Source organism: Bailinhaonella thermotolerans (assembly GCF_003594875.1).
In the GTDB taxonomy this organism is placed as follows: domain Bacteria; phylum Actinomycetota; class Actinomycetes; order Streptosporangiales; family Streptosporangiaceae; genus Bailinhaonella; species Bailinhaonella thermotolerans.
The window spans coordinates 80,288-95,023 of the sequence record NZ_QZEY01000006.1 but is presented as its reverse complement, the minus strand read 5'-3'; the positions used below and the strand labels follow the sequence as shown (position 1 = coordinate 95,023).

General features: G+C 75.4%; 12 protein-coding genes. 7 read left to right on the top strand and 5 right to left on the bottom strand.

Annotation, left to right across the window (positions count from 1 at the left end; translation table 11 throughout):
- Nucleotides 1–104 precede the first annotated feature (104 nt).
- The 4 genes from D5H75_RS18115 to D5H75_RS18100 all read right to left on the bottom strand — a co-directional run bounded on the left by D5H75_RS18115 (nt 105) and on the right by D5H75_RS18100 (nt 4,929).
- Nucleotides 105–2,003, bottom strand: a complete 1,899-nt coding sequence (locus D5H75_RS18115) for a hypothetical protein (RefSeq protein ID WP_119927658.1) — start codon at nt 2,001–2,003, stop codon at nt 105–107.
- 57 nt (nt 2,004–2,060) lie between these two features.
- The gene (locus D5H75_RS18110; protein WP_119927657.1) at nt 2,061–2,960 is read right to left on the bottom strand and encodes an ion transporter; all 900 of its coding nucleotides are present in this window, start codon (nt 2,958–2,960) and stop codon (nt 2,061–2,063) included.
- Nucleotides 2,961–3,125: 165 nt separating this feature from the next.
- Nucleotides 3,126–3,509 carry a hypothetical protein gene (locus tag D5H75_RS18105; protein ID WP_119927656.1) on the bottom strand — a complete coding sequence of 128 codons (384 nt, stop codon included), beginning with the start codon at nt 3,507–3,509 and terminating at the stop codon, nt 3,126–3,128.
- A gap of 193 nt (nt 3,510–3,702) precedes the next feature.
- Nucleotides 3,703–4,929 (bottom strand): ROK family transcriptional regulator, encoded by a 1,227-nt coding sequence (locus D5H75_RS18100; protein ID WP_119927655.1) that lies wholly within the window; start codon nt 4,927–4,929, stop codon nt 3,703–3,705.
- A gap of 178 nt (nt 4,930–5,107) precedes the next feature.
- Here D5H75_RS18100 and zwf point away from each other — a divergent pair, with 178 nt between their 5' ends.
- The 4 genes from zwf to eda are packed head-to-tail and all read left to right on the top strand — an operon-like array spanning nt 5,108 to nt 9,996.
- Nucleotides 5,108–6,571: a glucose-6-phosphate dehydrogenase gene (zwf, locus tag D5H75_RS18095; RefSeq protein WP_119927654.1), complete on the top strand. Its 1,464-nt coding sequence runs from the start codon at nt 5,108–5,110 to the stop codon at nt 6,569–6,571.
- 1 nt (nt 6,572) lies between these two features.
- Nucleotides 6,573–8,399, top strand: a complete 1,827-nt coding sequence (edd, locus tag D5H75_RS18090; RefSeq protein ID WP_119927653.1) for a phosphogluconate dehydratase — start codon at nt 6,573–6,575, stop codon at nt 8,397–8,399.
- Nucleotides 8,396–9,385: a glucokinase gene (glk, locus tag D5H75_RS41675; protein WP_202638271.1), complete on the top strand. Its 990-nt coding sequence runs from the start codon at nt 8,396–8,398 to the stop codon at nt 9,383–9,385. Before edd ends, glk begins: the two co-directional genes overlap by 4 nt.
- Nucleotides 9,382–9,996: a bifunctional 4-hydroxy-2-oxoglutarate aldolase/2-dehydro-3-deoxy-phosphogluconate aldolase gene (gene eda, locus D5H75_RS41670; RefSeq protein WP_202638270.1), complete on the top strand. Its 615-nt coding sequence runs from the start codon at nt 9,382–9,384 to the stop codon at nt 9,994–9,996. The genes glk and eda overlap by 4 nt, the downstream gene beginning before the upstream one ends.
- A 196-nt stretch (nt 9,997–10,192) precedes the next feature.
- Here eda and D5H75_RS18080 read toward each other — a convergent pair whose 3' ends face one another.
- On the bottom strand, nt 10,193–10,786 hold the full coding sequence (locus D5H75_RS18080; RefSeq protein ID WP_119927652.1) for a TetR/AcrR family transcriptional regulator: 594 nt from the start codon (nt 10,784–10,786) through the stop codon (nt 10,193–10,195).
- Between the two features lie 65 nt (nt 10,787–10,851).
- On the opposite strand from D5H75_RS18080, the gene D5H75_RS18075 reads away from it, so the two are divergent.
- The 3 genes from D5H75_RS18075 (at nt 10,852) to D5H75_RS18065 (ending at nt 14,728) form a co-directional block, all read left to right on the top strand.
- The gene (locus D5H75_RS18075) at nt 10,852–11,907 is read left to right on the top strand and encodes an ABC transporter ATP-binding protein (RefSeq protein WP_119927651.1); all 1,056 of its coding nucleotides are present in this window, start codon (nt 10,852–10,854) and stop codon (nt 11,905–11,907) included.
- Nucleotides 11,904–13,487, top strand: a complete 1,584-nt coding sequence (locus D5H75_RS18070; protein WP_119927650.1) for an ABC transporter permease — start codon at nt 11,904–11,906, stop codon at nt 13,485–13,487. The genes D5H75_RS18075 and D5H75_RS18070 overlap by 4 nt, the downstream gene beginning before the upstream one ends.
- A gap of 329 nt (nt 13,488–13,816) precedes the next feature.
- Nucleotides 13,817–14,728: a hypothetical protein gene (locus D5H75_RS18065; protein ID WP_119927649.1), complete on the top strand. Its 912-nt coding sequence runs from the start codon at nt 13,817–13,819 to the stop codon at nt 14,726–14,728.
- Nucleotides 14,729–14,736 lie beyond the last annotated feature (8 nt).

Sequence of the window (14,736 nt, the reverse complement as noted above, 5' to 3'; positions counted from 1 at the left end):
AGCGGCCCCGCGACCTCGGCGCCGTACGGGATCGAGATGGCGCGAGTCCCCGGGGGACGGGGGCTCGCGCCATCGGGGGTCCGGCGAGGGGCGGGTGGCCCCGGTCAGGGGGCCAGGGGCTGGCCCACGCGGCTCTCGGCGCTCAGGTGGGCGAGGATGTCGAGATCGCCGCGGTGGCGGAGGCGGGTGAAGAGGCGCTCGCGGTCGGCGTCGTTCTCGTTGTCGCCGATGCGGCGGGCGATGAGGCGGACCGCCTCGTCGAAGGTGGCGGGAGCCGTGTGGCCGACCAGGCGCAGGGCGCGGGCCAGCGGCGTCGGGCCGTTGCCGTTGAGGTGGGCCAGGCCGGGCAGGCGGTGCACGTCCAGGCGGTGGTCCTTCATGGCCACGAAGACGTGGTCGCCCGGCTCGGCGTTCAGCAGGCGCAGCAGCGGCTGGACCGAGTCGAACGCCGGGTGGTCGCGCCACACGAGCACGATCGCGTTGCCGCCGGGGCCGGTGACCGACAGCACGCTGCCGGGGCGCAGGCCGTGGTGGGCGGCGTACCCGTCGGGCACGCTGACCGGGCCGCCGCGGAGGTGGTCCACCGTGACGTCGATGCGGTGCCACCAGCGATGGTCCGGCGCCAGGAAGCAGCGCGGGGACTCCTGCACGCTGGCGCGCGGCTCAGGAGGGCGGGCGGCCCCGTTCCCGTCGTCGCGCCGGCCGAGGCCGCTGGCCCCGGGCTTGCGCGACGGCAGCGAGGACGAGGACGGCGAGGACGAGCCGCCGGTCGCGGCGCCCGTGGAGGAGGCGGCGGCGCCGGGGGAGGGCTCGGCGGGCAGCTCGGGGATGGTCGAGAGCCACTGGCGGGCCGAGTGCGGGCGGATGCCGATCTGGCCGAGCAACTCGATCACGTCCGCGCCGGGCTGCCGGGTGGACAGGAGCTGGCGCGTGCGCTCCCGCAGCGCGCGGGGATCGCCGACGATGAGCCAGCCGTCGTACATCCGCCGGTCGGGCATGAGCGCGACCAGGACGCGCCACAGGGCCGTCCGCAGCGTCGGCACGATGGTCGGGTGCGCCGCGTCGGCTGCGATCAACTGCTCCTCCGTGGCGGCGACACCGAGGCGCTCGGTGAGGGCGAACAGATGGCGGGTGAGGGGCGCGGCCTCGGGCGAGCGCAGCCAGCGGATCACGCGCTCCTCGGCGGAGCGCTGGGCGCGGCGGAGCCGCTCGCGGTCCACGCCCAGGCGGGGCGCCAGCGCCCGCAGGCTCACCGGCTCGGACGCGAACAGCCGCTCCACCGCGACCGTGTGCTCCAACTGGTCCCAGCCGCGGAAGGCGCGGTCCACGAGATCGACCAGGCCGGTGGAGGCGGGCGTGCTCAGCGGCGCCTCGGGGCGCGCGCCGGGGTCGCGGACGACGGGCTGCGGCCCGGTGTGGCTGCCGTGCACGACCGGCTGCGGTCCCGTCGCGTCACGCCGTACGGCGGGCTGCGGCCCGGTCACGTCGCGGCGGACGACCGGCTGCGGGCCGGTGGCGTTGCGCGAGACCTGGCGGAACGGGCCGGTGTTCTCGCGGGGACCGCGGACGGCGCTGACCCGGGTGAAGACCTCGCGCAGCACCGAGACGATCACGGCGGCGGGGTCGGCGGGCGTGGGATGGGACCAGCGGCGCAGGTCGGCGGGGGTGAGGCGGCGCAGACCGTCCCAGCTTCCGACGTTGCCGGACACGGCCTCGCGCACGGGGGCGGGCCAGCCGGACATGGCCGGCTCCAGGTCGGCCACCATCAGCGCGGGCACGATGTAGTTCAGCGGGAGGTGGTCCCACTGTGCGGCGGCGAGCCGGGCCAGGCGGTCGCACAGCCACTCGACGCCGGTGGTCGTGGTGACGCGCGGCAGCGAGACCGACATCCACCAGCCGGCGGGCAGGCGGGGGTCGGCCAGGGCCTCGGCGATCTGCGCCGGGTGGCTCCAGCGCAGCGCCGGAACCAGATCGCTCAGGCAGATCGGCGACTCGGTGTCCATCAGCGGACCGTAACCTCCCCGGTCGGATAACCCATGGGACCAAGGGGATGCTAGCGGTCAACCGTTACGAATGTCGCGAACTGCAGCCGTTTCTCTTCTCACTTTTTCCGCCCCAAGACCCCCATTCAGGGTGTCCTTAAGTGCTCTGACCTCGGCTTGCAGGCTCGCGAGCTCCGCCAGGATCCGGTCGTCGCGGTCCGCGGAATTCTTCTCGGACGCCGCCCGCGAGTCGGCGGCGGTCTCGTCCTCCATCGCGCGTACGACGACCGCGATGAAGAGGTTCAGCACGACGAAGGTGCACACGAGGATGAAGACCACGAAGAACACCCAGGCCGACGGGTGCTTGGCCATCACCTCCTGCGCCACGTCCGACCACGCGTCCCCGGTCATGACCTGGAACAACGTCAGCAGCGACGTCCCCAGGTCCGAGAAGTAGCCCGGGGCGGCCGCGCCGTACAGCTTGGTGGCCATCACGGCGGCGACGTAGAGCACGAGCGCGAGGAGCACCCCGATCGAGGCCATCCCGGGAACGGCGGTCAGCAGCGCCGACACGACGCGGCGCAGGCTCGGCACCACCGAGATCAGCCGCAGCGCCCGCATTATCCGCAGCGCCCGCAGCACCGACAGCCCGCCCGTCGTGGGCAGCAGCGACATGCCCACGATGAGGAAGTCGAACACGTTCCACGGGTCGCGGAAGAACCGCAGCCGGTAGGCGTAGACCTTGGCCGCGAGCTCCGCCACGAACACGTACAGCGCGGCGTGGTCCACCGCGTGCAGCGCCCCGCCGTACTCCCGGAGCATGGCCGGCGAGGTCTCGATCCCGAGCGTCGCCGCGTTGACCAGGATCACCACCGTGATCACCCGCTGCGCGCGCCGGGACTCCACGGCCGCGCGCACCCGCTCCCGCGAGAGGACGGCCGGTCGCGGCGGCGCCGGGACGAGAGGCTCCGAACTCACGCTCCAGGACCCTAGTGGATCTCCGCCCCCCAAGATCACCGAAGTCCCGCTCCGCCAGGGGCGGGCCCGCGGGCTCCGGCCGGGACGGAGCCGCGTGCACGGCGGACGGGGAAGGGCCCGCGCCCCGCGGCGGGCGGGACGCGGGCCCTGGCCGGGCGGCGTGGATCACCTGGAGATGACGGCCTCCACCGTGACCGTCGAGCCGCCGGTCAGGCTCATCTCCATCGAGGCGCTGATGGAGCACTTGAACGCCGTGGCGACGTCGGCGACCTCGTTGACGCGCACGATCACCCGGTCGCCCTCGCGCAGCGCACGCGCCACCAGGGAGAAGGTGGATCTGGCACGCTCCAGCTTGATGCGCTGCACCGCCGCCTGCCGGGCCGGGGTGAGCGCGAACAGCTTGGCCAGCAGCCGGCGGGGGTCCCGGTCGAGCTCGGCCGCGACCTGCCAGGCGAGCTCGTCGTCGGCGCAGATCTGGTCCACGACGCGCTGCGCGTCCTCGGTGGTGACCGGGGTGGAGCGGGGGATCTTCGTGAGTGTGTCGGTCATGTTCGTCTTCCCGTCGAGGTGATGGACACCCCTACTTCGTCAGACGGCCCCCGGCGGATGTCCCCGCGTCTCCCTCGCCCGCCCGCACGCCGCGGAGCCCGCGCCGCCCGGCCGAGGCCGCTGCGAGAGGGGAACGGGCCGGGGGCGGCCGGGGTGGGCCGCCGGTGCGCGGCCGAGGCGTGCCCTGGGGCGCTCAGGCGCGTACGGCGGAGCGGGCGGGGACGGCGGCGGCCGGAGGCGCGGCGTGGAGGGCGTGGGTCACGGCGTCGGGGGCGAGGATGTGGTCCAGGACGAGGACGGCGCACCCGGCGACGGCCGAGCGCTCGCCCAGGGAGCTGGGGTTGATGCGCAGGCGGCGGGAGGCCAGGGCGGTCGCGCGCTGGTAGACGACCTCGCGCACCCCGGCCACCAGCGGGTCGAACGCGTCGGCGAGGTCGCCGCCCAGGACGACGACGTCGGGGTTGAGGAGGTTGACGGCCATGGAGACGACGTCCCCGAGGCGGCGGCCGGCGTCGCGGACCAGGGCCTCGGCCTCGGGGTCGCCCTCGCGGAGGAGGGCCACCACGTCGCGGGCGCGGATGGCGGTGCGGCCGAGCTCGCGCAGCCGGGCGGCCAGGGCCGCGCCGCTGGCCACCGCCTCCAGGCAGTCCACGTTGCCGCAGCGGCACTCGGCGCCCAGGCCCTCGCGCACCGGGATGTGGGCGATCTCCCCGGCCGCGCCGAGCGCGCCGCGCTGGACCTGCCCCCCGGCGACCACGCCCGCGCCGATGCGCGTGGAGACCTTGACGAACAGCAGGTCGTCGGCGTCGCCCTGGTAGACGAGCCGGTGCTCGCCGAGCGCGATCATGTTCACGTCGTTGTCGACGAACAGCGGCACGCGGAACCGCTCGGCGACCAGCGGCGGGATCGCGACGCCGTTCCACTTGGCCATGACCCGCGTGCTCTGGACCCGGCCCGCCGCGAACTCCACGGTCGCCGGGAGCCCGATCGCGGCGCCGCGCACGGCCGACGCGGGCACGCCCGCCTGGCCGAGGAGGGCGTCCCACTCGTCGAGGATCATCGGCACGATGACCGACGGGGACTCCTCCACGTCGAGGTATCCGTCGCTGCGCGCCACCTCGTCCCCGGCCAGGTCGCAGACCGCGATCTGGGTACGGCTGACGCCGAGCGCCGCGGTGAGGACGACGCCGCCGGAGGCGTTGAACTCCAGCCGGACCGGGGGCCGCCCGCCGGTGGAGGGGCCGTCGGTGCGCTCCACGACGAGCCCGTGCGCGAGCAACTCCTGCACGCGCAGCGCCACCGCCGGCCGGGACAGCCCGGTGATGCGGCCGATCTCCGCGCGCGTGACCGCCTCGCCGGTCCGGATGAGGTGGAAGACCTCGCCGCTGGTGGCGAGATCGGAGGCGGGGCGTCGGGCCATTGACACAGTGAAGCACATCCATTACGCGAGTGGAAGTTCACGAAGTCCGCGAACTTATTCATCTCAAGTTACAAAACTACGCTTGTGTAAGAGCAGAACCCCCGCTACCGTTCCAATCTCGCACCACCAGCCCGTGAGACCCCTCTCTCCACCCCTCTGCACGCACCGGAGACGACCGATGTCCCAGCCTCACGCCGCCGACCTGATCGTGTTCGGCGGCACCGGCGACCTGGCCATGCGCAAGCTCCTGCCGGCGCTGTTCCACTCGGACCTGGACGGCATGCTCGCGGACGAGACCCGCGTCATCGCGCTCTCGCGCGGCGGTCTCGACGACGCCGACTACCGGGGCAAGGTCGACGCCGAGGTACGGCTGGCCGGGGCCGTGCCGGACGAGGACCCGGCGGCCTGGGAGCGGTTCCGGGCGCGCCTGCACCACGTCACGGTGGACGTCGGCAGCGGCGAGCCCCTCGGCGGCGAGCTGGGCGCGCTGCTGGCCGGGCACGAGGACCGCGCCCGCGTCTTCTACCTCGCGTCCCCGCCGATGACCTTCGGCCCGTTCTGCCGCGCGATCCAGGAGGCCGGCCTGGTCACCCCGGCCTCGCGCGTCGTGCTGGAGAAGCCGCTGGGCAAGGACCTGGCGAGCGCGCAGCGCATCAACGACGAGGTCGGCGCGATCTTCGACGAGAACCAGATCTTCCGGATCGACCACTACCTGGGCAAGGAGACGGTGCAGAACCTGCTGGTCCTGCGCTTCGCCAACACCTTCCTGGAGCCGATCTGGAACTCCCGCTGGATCGACCACGTGCAGATCACCGCCGCCGAGACGGTCGGCACCGCGGGCCGCCGCGGCTACTACGACGGCTCCGGCGCGCTGCGCGACATGGTCCAGAACCACCTGCTCCAGCTCCTCTGCCTGACCGCGATGGAGCCGCCGCTGCGCAACGACCGCGAGGCCGTGCGCGACGAGAAGGTCAAGGTGCTGCGCGCGCTGCGGCCGCTCACCGGCGGCGACGTCGCCCTGCACACCGTGCGCGGCCAGTACGCCGCGGGCGTGTCCGGCGGCGCCGAGGTGCCCGGTTACCTGGACGAGCCGGGCAGCACCCCGCCCACCGACAAGTCGCGCGAGGTCGAGACGTACGCCGCGATCGAGGCGCGCGTGGAGAACTGGCGCTGGGCCGGCGTGCCCTTCTATCTGCGCACCGGCAAGCGGCTGGCCTCCCGCCGCACGGAGATCGTGGTGCAGTTCAAGGACGTGCCCCACTCGATCTTCCCCGGCGGGGCGCCGAACCGGCTGGTCATCCGGCTCCAGCCGAGCGAGGGCATCCACATGCACCTCGTCGCCAAGGAGCCGGGGTCCGGCGAGCTGCGGCTGCGCCCGGTGGCGCTGAGCCTCAGCTTCGCCGACACCTTCGAGACGCGCGTCCCCGAGGCGTACGAGCGGCTGCTCATGGACGTGCTCGCCGGCAACCCGACGCTGTTCATGCGGCGCGACGAGGTCGAGTCGGCCTGGCGCTGGATCGATCCGATCCTGTCGGCCTGGGAGGGCACCATCCCCGAGCCGTACGTCGCGGGCGGCACCGGGCCCGCGGCCGCGGACGAGCTGATCGGCCGCGGCGGCCGCACCTGGCACGAGGAGGGCTAGCGTGAACCCTGTCATCCAGCGGGTCACCGAGCGGGTGATCGAGCGGAGCGCGCGGACCCGCGCGGCCTACCTGGAGCACATCCGGGCGGCGGCGGCCGAGAAGGCCGGCAAGCCCATGCGCACCCAGCTCGGCTGCGCCAACCTGGCGCACGGCTTCGCGGCCTGCTCCCCGGCCGAGAAGCTGGCGCTGCGCGGCGACGTGAAGCCGGGCATCGCGATCGTGTCGTCCTACAACGACATGCTCTCGGCGCACCAGCCGTACGAGACCTACCCGGCCACGCTCAAGGCGGCCGTGGCCGAGGCGGGCGGCGTCGCGCAGTTCGCCGGCGGGGTGCCCGCGATGTGCGACGGCATCACCCAGGGCCGCGCCGGCATGGAGCTGTCGCTGTTCAGCCGGGACGTGATCGCCATGTCCACGGCGGTCGCCCTCGCGCACGACATGTTCGACGGGATGCTGCTGCTCGGCGTCTGCGACAAGATCGTGCCGGGCATGCTGATCGGCGCGCTGCGGTTCGGGCACCTGCCCGCGCTGTTCGTGCCCGCCGGGCCCATGCCGTCCGGCCTGCCCAACAAGGTCAAGGGCCGCACCCGCCAGCTCTTCGCCGAGGGCAGGATCGGCCGCGAGGAGATGCTGGAGGCCGAGTCCAAGTCCTACCACTCGCCCGGCACCTGCACCTTCTACGGCACCGCCAACTCCAACCAGGTGCTCGTCGAGGTCATGGGCCTGCACCTGCCCGGCGCGACCTTCGTCAACCCCGGGACCGAGCTGCGCGAGGCGCTGACCCGCGAGGCGGGCCGCCGCATCGTCGAGCTGTCCCGCGGGGACGCCCCGATCGGTGAGGTCGTGGACGAGAAGGCGATCGTCAACGCCGTCGTGGCGCTGCTGGCCACCGGCGGCTCCACCAACCACACGATGCACCTGGTCGCGATCGCCGCCGCCGCGGGCATCGAGCTGACCTGGGACGACTTCGCCGCCCTGTCGGAGGTCGTGCCGCTGCTCACCCGGATGTACCCCAACGGCCAGGCCGACGTGAACCACTTCCAGGCCGCCGGCGGCATGGCGGTGCTGATCGGCGAGCTGCTCGACGCCGGGCTGCTCCACGGCGACGTGCTCACCACCTCCGGGCGCGGCCTGGACGCCTACCGCGAGGAGCCCGGTCTCAAGGAGGGCGAGCTGCTCTGGTCGGCCCGTACGGCCGGCAGCGAGGACCTGGACGTGCTGCGCCCGGCCGCCGAGCCGTTCATGCACCACGGCGGGCTGAACATGCTGAACGGCAACCTGGGCTGCGCCGTCACCAAGACCTCGGCCGTCAAGCCGGAGCACCTGGTGATCGAGGCCCCGGCCAAGGTGTTCGAGGACCAGGCCGACCTGCTGGCCGCGTTCGCCGCCGGGGAGCTGGACGAGGACTTCGTCGCCGTCATCCGCTTCCAGGGCCCGTGCGCCAACGGCATGCCCGAGCTGCACAAGCTCACCCCGGCGCTGGGCGCGCTGCTCGACCGGGGCCGCCGCGTCGCCATCGTCACCGACGGGCGCATGTCCGGGGCCTCGGGCAAGGTGCCCGCCGCGATCCACGTCTCCCCGGAGGCGGCGGCCGGCGGCCCGCTGGCCAGGGTCCGCGACGGCGACCTGATCCGCCTCGACGCCGAGGCCGGCACCCTCGCGGTGCTCGCGGAGGACTTCGAGGACCGGGAGCCCGTGCCGGCGCCCGCCCGCCCCTGGTCGGGGACGGGCCGGGAGCTGTTCGAGGCGCTCCGCCGTACGGCGGGGCCGGCCGAACGCGGCGCGGGTGTGTTCGGGACGTTCGGAGTGGCAGGAGAAGTGGCGTGAAGCCCACTCCTGAACGTCCCTGGCTCGTCGCCGACATCGGCGGCACCAACGCCCGCTTCGGCCTGATCGAGGGGGCGGGGGAGGAACCGCGGTCCGTCGCGGTCCTGCACGACGCCGACCATGCCGGGCTCACCGAAGCCGTAGCCGCGTATCTGGCGGAACACGCCCGCGGAGTGCGACCGGTGGCCGGATGCGTCGCGATGGCCGGACCCGTGGACGGCGACCGTTACCGGCTCACGAACGCCGGGTGGAGCGGGTCGATCACCGACACCGCCCGGGCGCTGGGGATCGAGCGGATCGGGCTCCTCAACGACTTCGAGGCGCTGGCGATGTCCCTGCCGCGCCTGAAGCCGTCGGAGCTCGTGCGGATCGGCGGGCCGGGGCTGCCCCCGGCCGGCGGGATCAAGGCCGTCCTCGGCCCGGGGACCGGCCTCGGCGTGGCCGGGCTGGTCCCCGCGCCCGTGGGCGGCTGGGTGCCGATCCCGGGCGAGGGCGGGCACGTCTCCGTCCCCGCGATCACCGCGCGGGAGGTCGAGGTCGTCCGCGCGCTGCGGGGCTCCGGCTTCACCCCCGAGGGCGCGCTCGTCGCCGAGAACCTGCTCTCCGGGCCGGGCCTGTCCCTGCTCCACCGGGGCCTCGCGCTGGTGGACGGCGTGGCGGACGCGCCCGTGCTGAGCGCCGCGGAGATCAGCACCTCCTCCGACCCGTGCTGCGTGGAGACCGTCGAGGTGTTCTGCGGTCTCCTGGGCACCTTCGCGGGCAACGTCGCGCTCACCCTGGGCGCGCGCGGCGGCGTGTTCCTCGGCGGCGGCGTGCTGCCCCGCATCGCCGGGCGGCTGGCCGCCTCCGACTTCCGGCGCCGCTTCGAGGACACCCCGCGCCTGGAGGACTACCTCGCGGCGATCGCCACCGTGCTCATCGTCGCTCCGCTGCCCGCGCTGGCCGGGACGGCGGCCTGGCTGGAACAGAACCTGGAGACCCCGTGAACCCGCTCGACCTGGCCCCCGTGATCCCCGTCGTCGTGATCGACGACGTCTCCACGGCGGTGCCGCTCGCCCGCGCCCTGGTCGCCGGGGGCCTGCCGGTGATCGAGGTGACGCTGCGCACCCCGGTCGCCCTCGACGCGATCGAGCGCATCGCCGCCGAGGTGCCGCAGGCCGTCGTCGGCGCGGGCACCGTCAGGACCCGGGCCGAGGTCACCGACGCCCGCAACGCCGGCTCCCGCTTCCTGGTCAGCCCCGGCTGTACCCCGCGCCTGGTCTCGGCGGCCCTCGGCAGCGGCCTGGCGTTCCTGCCCGGCGTCGCCACGGTCTCGGAGGCGATGTCGCTGCTGGAGGAGGGCATCACCGAGATGAAGTTCTTCCCGGCCGAGGCCGCGGGCGGCGTTCCCTTCCTCAAGTCCATCGGCGGCCCGCTCCCGCAGGTCCGCTTCTGCCCCACCGGCGGCGTCCGCCTCGCGACGGCCCCGGACTACCTGGCCCTGCCCAACGTCGCCTGCGTCGGCGGCACGTGGCTCACCCCGGCCGAGGCCCTCAAGACCGGCGACTACGCCCGGATCGAGGCGCTCGCCGCCGAGGCCGCCGCCCTCCGCCCCTGACCGTCGCCCCGGTCGGGGGCGGAGGCGCGGTGCTCACACGACGGGCGCGGGGCGCGATGGCATGATCACGCCGGGGAGCGGGGGTTCGCCGGCGTGATCTTGCGATCGCGTCCCGCGCCCTTCCGCGTTCCGCCGGGGTACGGCCGCGCGCCGTACTCGCGGGGCGGCGCGGGGGGCAGGGGGCTGGCGGGAGAGGTCAGGAGGCGGGGCGGGAGAAGCCCGCGAGGGCGCGGCGGCAGGCGGTGAGGCCGGCGGCCAGGGCCTCCTCGTCGGAGTGCCCCTCGCTCAGGGTGACGGCGACGGCGGCGCTGACGGCCCCGGTCGCGGCGGCGACCATGGCGAAGGCGGTCACGCGGTCGACCTCCCCCGCGCAGGCGGCGACGAGCGCGCCGCCCAGGCGTTCCAGGCGGGTGTCGGACCAGGCCAGATAGGCGCCGGGGGAGGGGATCGGCAGCGTCAGGGCGTTGCCGATCATGCCGGCCGTCATGCCCATCTCCCAGCTGTCCTCCAGCATCGCCGCGAAGGCCCGCGCCAGCAGCTCGGCCGGGGGCTCGCCGGGCTCGCGGGAGGCGATCGCGCGCTCGCCGACCGCCAGCCGCTCGGCGCTGTTGTGGTAGACGACGTCGGCCTTGCTGCGGAAGTACGTGAAGAACGTCCGGGTGGAGACGTCAGCCGCGGCGGCGATCTGCTCCACGGTGGTCGCGTCGTATCCCTGCTCCTCGAACAGCCGGGCCGCCGCGTCGACGAGGGCCTGCCGGGTCCGCTGTTTCTTCCGCTCGCGCAGCGACATGGGCTCATGTTAGTTCACGCCCATGCATGTTTACAGTCATGCAAGCTTGCATTAGCGTGCAAAACATGGCGACCGTGATCTCGGCGGCCGGACTCGTCAAGACGTTCGGCCGGACACGCGCCCTGGACGGCCTGGACCTGGAGGTCGCCGCCGGAGAGATCCACGGCTACCTCGGCCCCAACGGCGCGGGGAAGACGACGACGCTGCGCGTCCTGCTCGGCCTGATCCGGCCTGACGGGGGCCGGGTCCGGCTGCTCGGCGGCGACCCCTGGCGCGACGCGGTCGCGCTGCACCGCCGGCTGGCGTACGTCGCGGGGGACGTGGCGCTGTGGCCCGGCCTCACCGGCGGCGAGACGATCGACCTGCTGGGCCGTCTGCGCGGGGGCCTCGACCGGCGCCGCCGCGACGAGCTGGTGGAACGCTTCGGGCTCGACCCCTCCAAGCGGGCGCGCGCCTACTCCAAGGGCAACCGGCAGAAGGTCGCGCTCGTCTCGGCGCTGTCCTCCCGGGCCGAGCTGCTCCTCCTGGACGAGCCCACCACCGGGCTCGACCCGCTCATGGAGGTCGAGTTCCGCCGCTGCCTGGCCGAACGCGCCCGCGAAGGCGTGACGGTCCTCCTGTCCAGCCACGTCCTCGCCGAGGTCGAGGCGCTGTGCGACCGCGTGAGCATCGTCCGGGCCGGCCGTGTCGTGGAGTCGGGCCGTCTCGCGGACCTGCGCCGGCTGACCCGCACCACGATCACCGCCGACCTGGACGCCCCGCCGCCGGACCTCGCCGCCGAGCCCGGCGTCCACGCCCTGCGCGCGGACGGCCCGCGCGTCACCCTCCAGGCCGACCGCTCCCGCCTCGGCCCCATCCTCGCCCGGCTGGCCGCCGCCGGAGTCCGCGACCTCACCGCCCGGCCGCCCACCCTGGAGGACCTCTTCCTCCGCCACTACACCCCGCCCGCCGACGCCGCGGGGGCCGCGGCCGCCGCTCCGCCCGCCGACGCCGCCGCGAAGGCCGCTCCGTCCGCCGACGCCGGGCCGCCGGCGGACGTCGGCTCATCCGCTGACGCCGCCCGGTCCGCCGGCGCCGCCCCGCCGGTGGGCGGGCGCGAGAGCCGTACGGAGCGGTCGTGAGGGGGGCGGCGCTCGCGGGGACGGGGGCGCTGGTCCGGTTCCTCGCGCGGCGGGACCGGGCGGGGCTGGCCGCCTGGGCCGCGCTGGGCGCGGGGCTGCCGGTCTTCAACGCGTACTCGCTGGGCGCGCTGCTGCCGACGCCGGAGGCGCGGGAGGTGTTCGCGGCGGGGAGCGACGGCAACCCGGTCGTGGCCGTGCTCCTCGGGCCGATCTCGGACACGAGCCTCGAAGGCGTGGTGGCCTGGCGGTCCGGCCTGCAGAGCCTGCTGGTGACCGGGGTCGCCGGGATCGTCTTCACCGTACGGCACACGCGGGCCGAGGAGGACGCGGGGCGGCGCGAGGCCGTGGCGGCGTGCGCCGTGGGCCGGCACGCCCCGCTGACGGCCGTCCTCGCCGTGACGGCGGCCGTCAACCTCGCCGTCGCCGCGCTCACGGCGGCGGCGCTCGCGCTCGGCCCGGGGTTCCCCTTCGGCGGGTCCCTGCTCTTCGGGCTCACGGCGGCCGCGGGCGGGACCGCGCTGGCGGCGGCGGGCGCGCTCGCCGCCCAGCTCGCGCAGACCGCCGCCCTCGCCAGGACCCTGGCGATCGGCGCGCTCGCCGCGAGCCTGGGCCCGTTCGTGGCCGGCGCGCGGCCCTGGCCGCTGCCCGCCGAGTGGCCCCGCCTCGCCCGGCCGTACGCCGACGCCCGCTGGTGGGCCCCGCTCGTCCCGCTGGCGGCCGCGGCGATCCTGGCCGCGGCGGCGTGCGCCGTCTCGGCCCGCCGGGACCTGGGCTCGGGCCTCCTGCCCGACCGCGCGGGGACCACCGGTCCCGCCGCGGCCACGCCACGCCTGTCCGGCCCCCTCGCGCTGGCCTGGCGCACGTCCGGGGAGCGCCTCGTGAGCTGGGCCGCCGCGCTCGCGGTCGTCGGGGCCGCGGTGGGCGCCGTCTCGGTCACCCTCGACGCCACCTTCGCCGAGAGCGACCTGATCCGCCGCCTGCTGGGCCGCCTGGCCGCCCAGTCCCCCGGCGACGCCCTCCTGGCGATCTTCACCTACGTCTTCTGCCTGGTCATAGCCGCCCTCTCGGTCGTCGTCGCGCTGACCCCGCTGGCGGAGGAGGAACGCGGGCACGCCGGCGCGGTGCTGGCCGCCGCCGTGTCCCGCCCCCGCTGGCTGGCGGCCCACCTCCTCCTCTCGCTCGCGGCCCCGGCGGCGCTCCTCGCCGTGACCGGCCTGGCCTCGGGGCTCGCCGCGGCCCTGGCCACCGGCCGCGCGGCCCCGCTCCCCGCCCAGCTCGCCGCCACCGCGCACTTCATCCCGGCCGCCTGGACCGTCGCCGCCGTCGCCCTCGCGGTGTACGGCCTGCGGCCACGGCTGGCCGCTCCCGCCGCCTGGGCCTTCCTCGCGGTGTCGGCCCTGGCGATCGCCCTCTGGGAGGCCGCCGTCATCCCGCGCGCCGCCTTCCTCCTCACCCCCTTCGCCTACGCGCATCCCACGATCACGCCCGCCCCGGCCGCCCCCCTCGCCCTGACCCTCCTGACCGCCCTCCTCCTGGCCGTCGCCACCACCTCCTTCACCCGCCGCGACCTCCTCACCTGACCACGATCACGGCCTCCCGCGACCCCCCGAACCCCGTTCTGTGGACAACCCCGAGCCCCCGCTCTCCCCACGCCGCGAGCACGCGCCGGCGCGACCACCGCCCCGGCCGTCGCCCCGCCACAGCCGTCGGCCCGCCACAGCCGTCGGCCCGCCACAGCCGTCGGCCCGCCACAGCCGTCGCCCGGCCACGGCCCGGAGGCCCGGCGCCCGCCGCGAACGGCGCGCCCCCGCGCCGCCGTACGGGCGGAAAGTGATCCGGCAGGGTGGCGAGAGGGGCGTCCTTCTGGGACCGTGGGGCGATTCGCCCCGTCGATCATGAGGATGGCGCTGTGCGGCGATATCGGTACGGCACGGCCGCGGCGGTCCTCGCGGCGGCGTACGCGGCCGTCGTGGTCGCGGCGGCGGCGGCGTATCTGGGCGGCGCCTGGTGGCCGGGTGTCTGGACGCTCGCCCTGGGATGGCCGACGGAGGCCCCGGCGGGGATGGAGCCCTGGGCGGCGGCGCTCCTCCTGGTGACGGGCGGCCTCCAGGCGTGGGCGATCCGGGAGATCGTCAGCGGGCCCCGGACGGGAGACGCGCCCGTGCGCCTCGGCGGATCCGCCCGTTCGCTGCGGTGGGTGCTGTACGTCACCGCGGTCCTGGCGCTCCTCCAGCCGGTCCTGACGCAGGGCCTGCTCTTCGCCCTGGGACGGTCGTGGCCGGCCCCGGGCGGCCTCCTCCTGACCGGCGCGGACGTCTACGCGTGCGCGCTGGTCGTGGTGCTGGCGGTGCTCGTCCCCCGGGCGCTCGCGCGCGGCGGCCCGCGCCGGGCGCTGATCGCCGCCGGGCTGCCGGTCCAGGTGTGCTTCGGGCTGTACGGGCTGCTCCTGGCATCCCTGATCCCGCGCGCGTTCGAGGACGCGGCCGGGAGGTTCCTGACCCGCGTCTGGCCGTTCGACCTCCTCGCCCTGGCGCTCTGGCTGATCCTCGTCCTCGTCGCCATGGGCCGGGACGGCCGGTGGTCCCCGGTCACGCTGGGGGCAGGCGGCCTCACCGTGCTCCTCGTCGCGCGCGAGATCCCGGCCCAGGCCCTGACCGCGGCGGCCGACCCGTATCTCGGCCCGGCCCTCATGGCCGCCGCGATGGCGCACGCCGCGCTCGTCGCGGTCTGGGCCGCGCGCGGCGGCCGGGAACTGGGGCGCGCCCCGGCCGCGGCACGGGCCGCTGCCGTGCCCGCACCGTCCGCCGGGCGTCCGGCGTAGCCGAGACG

What these genes read in the sequence shown, in the direction of transcription:
- D5H75_RS18115 (WP_119927658.1), bottom strand. Translation starts at nt 2,003, where the DNA reads ATGGACACCGAGTCGCCGATCTGCCTGAGCGATCTGGTTCCGGCGCTG.
- D5H75_RS18105 (WP_119927656.1), bottom strand. Translation starts at nt 3,509, where the DNA reads ATGACCGACACACTCACGAAGATCCCCCGCTCCACCCCGGTCACCACC.
- D5H75_RS18100 (WP_119927655.1), bottom strand. Translation starts at nt 4,929, where the DNA reads ATGGCCCGACGCCCCGCCTCCGATCTCGCCACCAGCGGCGAGGTCTTC.
- zwf (WP_119927654.1), top strand. Translation starts at nt 5,108, where the DNA reads ATGTCCCAGCCTCACGCCGCCGACCTGATCGTGTTCGGCGGCACCGGC.
- D5H75_RS18080 (WP_119927652.1), bottom strand. Translation starts at nt 10,786, where the DNA reads ATGTCGCTGCGCGAGCGGAAGAAACAGCGGACCCGGCAGGCCCTCGTC.
- D5H75_RS18075 (WP_119927651.1), top strand. Translation starts at nt 10,852, where the DNA reads ATGGCGACCGTGATCTCGGCGGCCGGACTCGTCAAGACGTTCGGCCGG.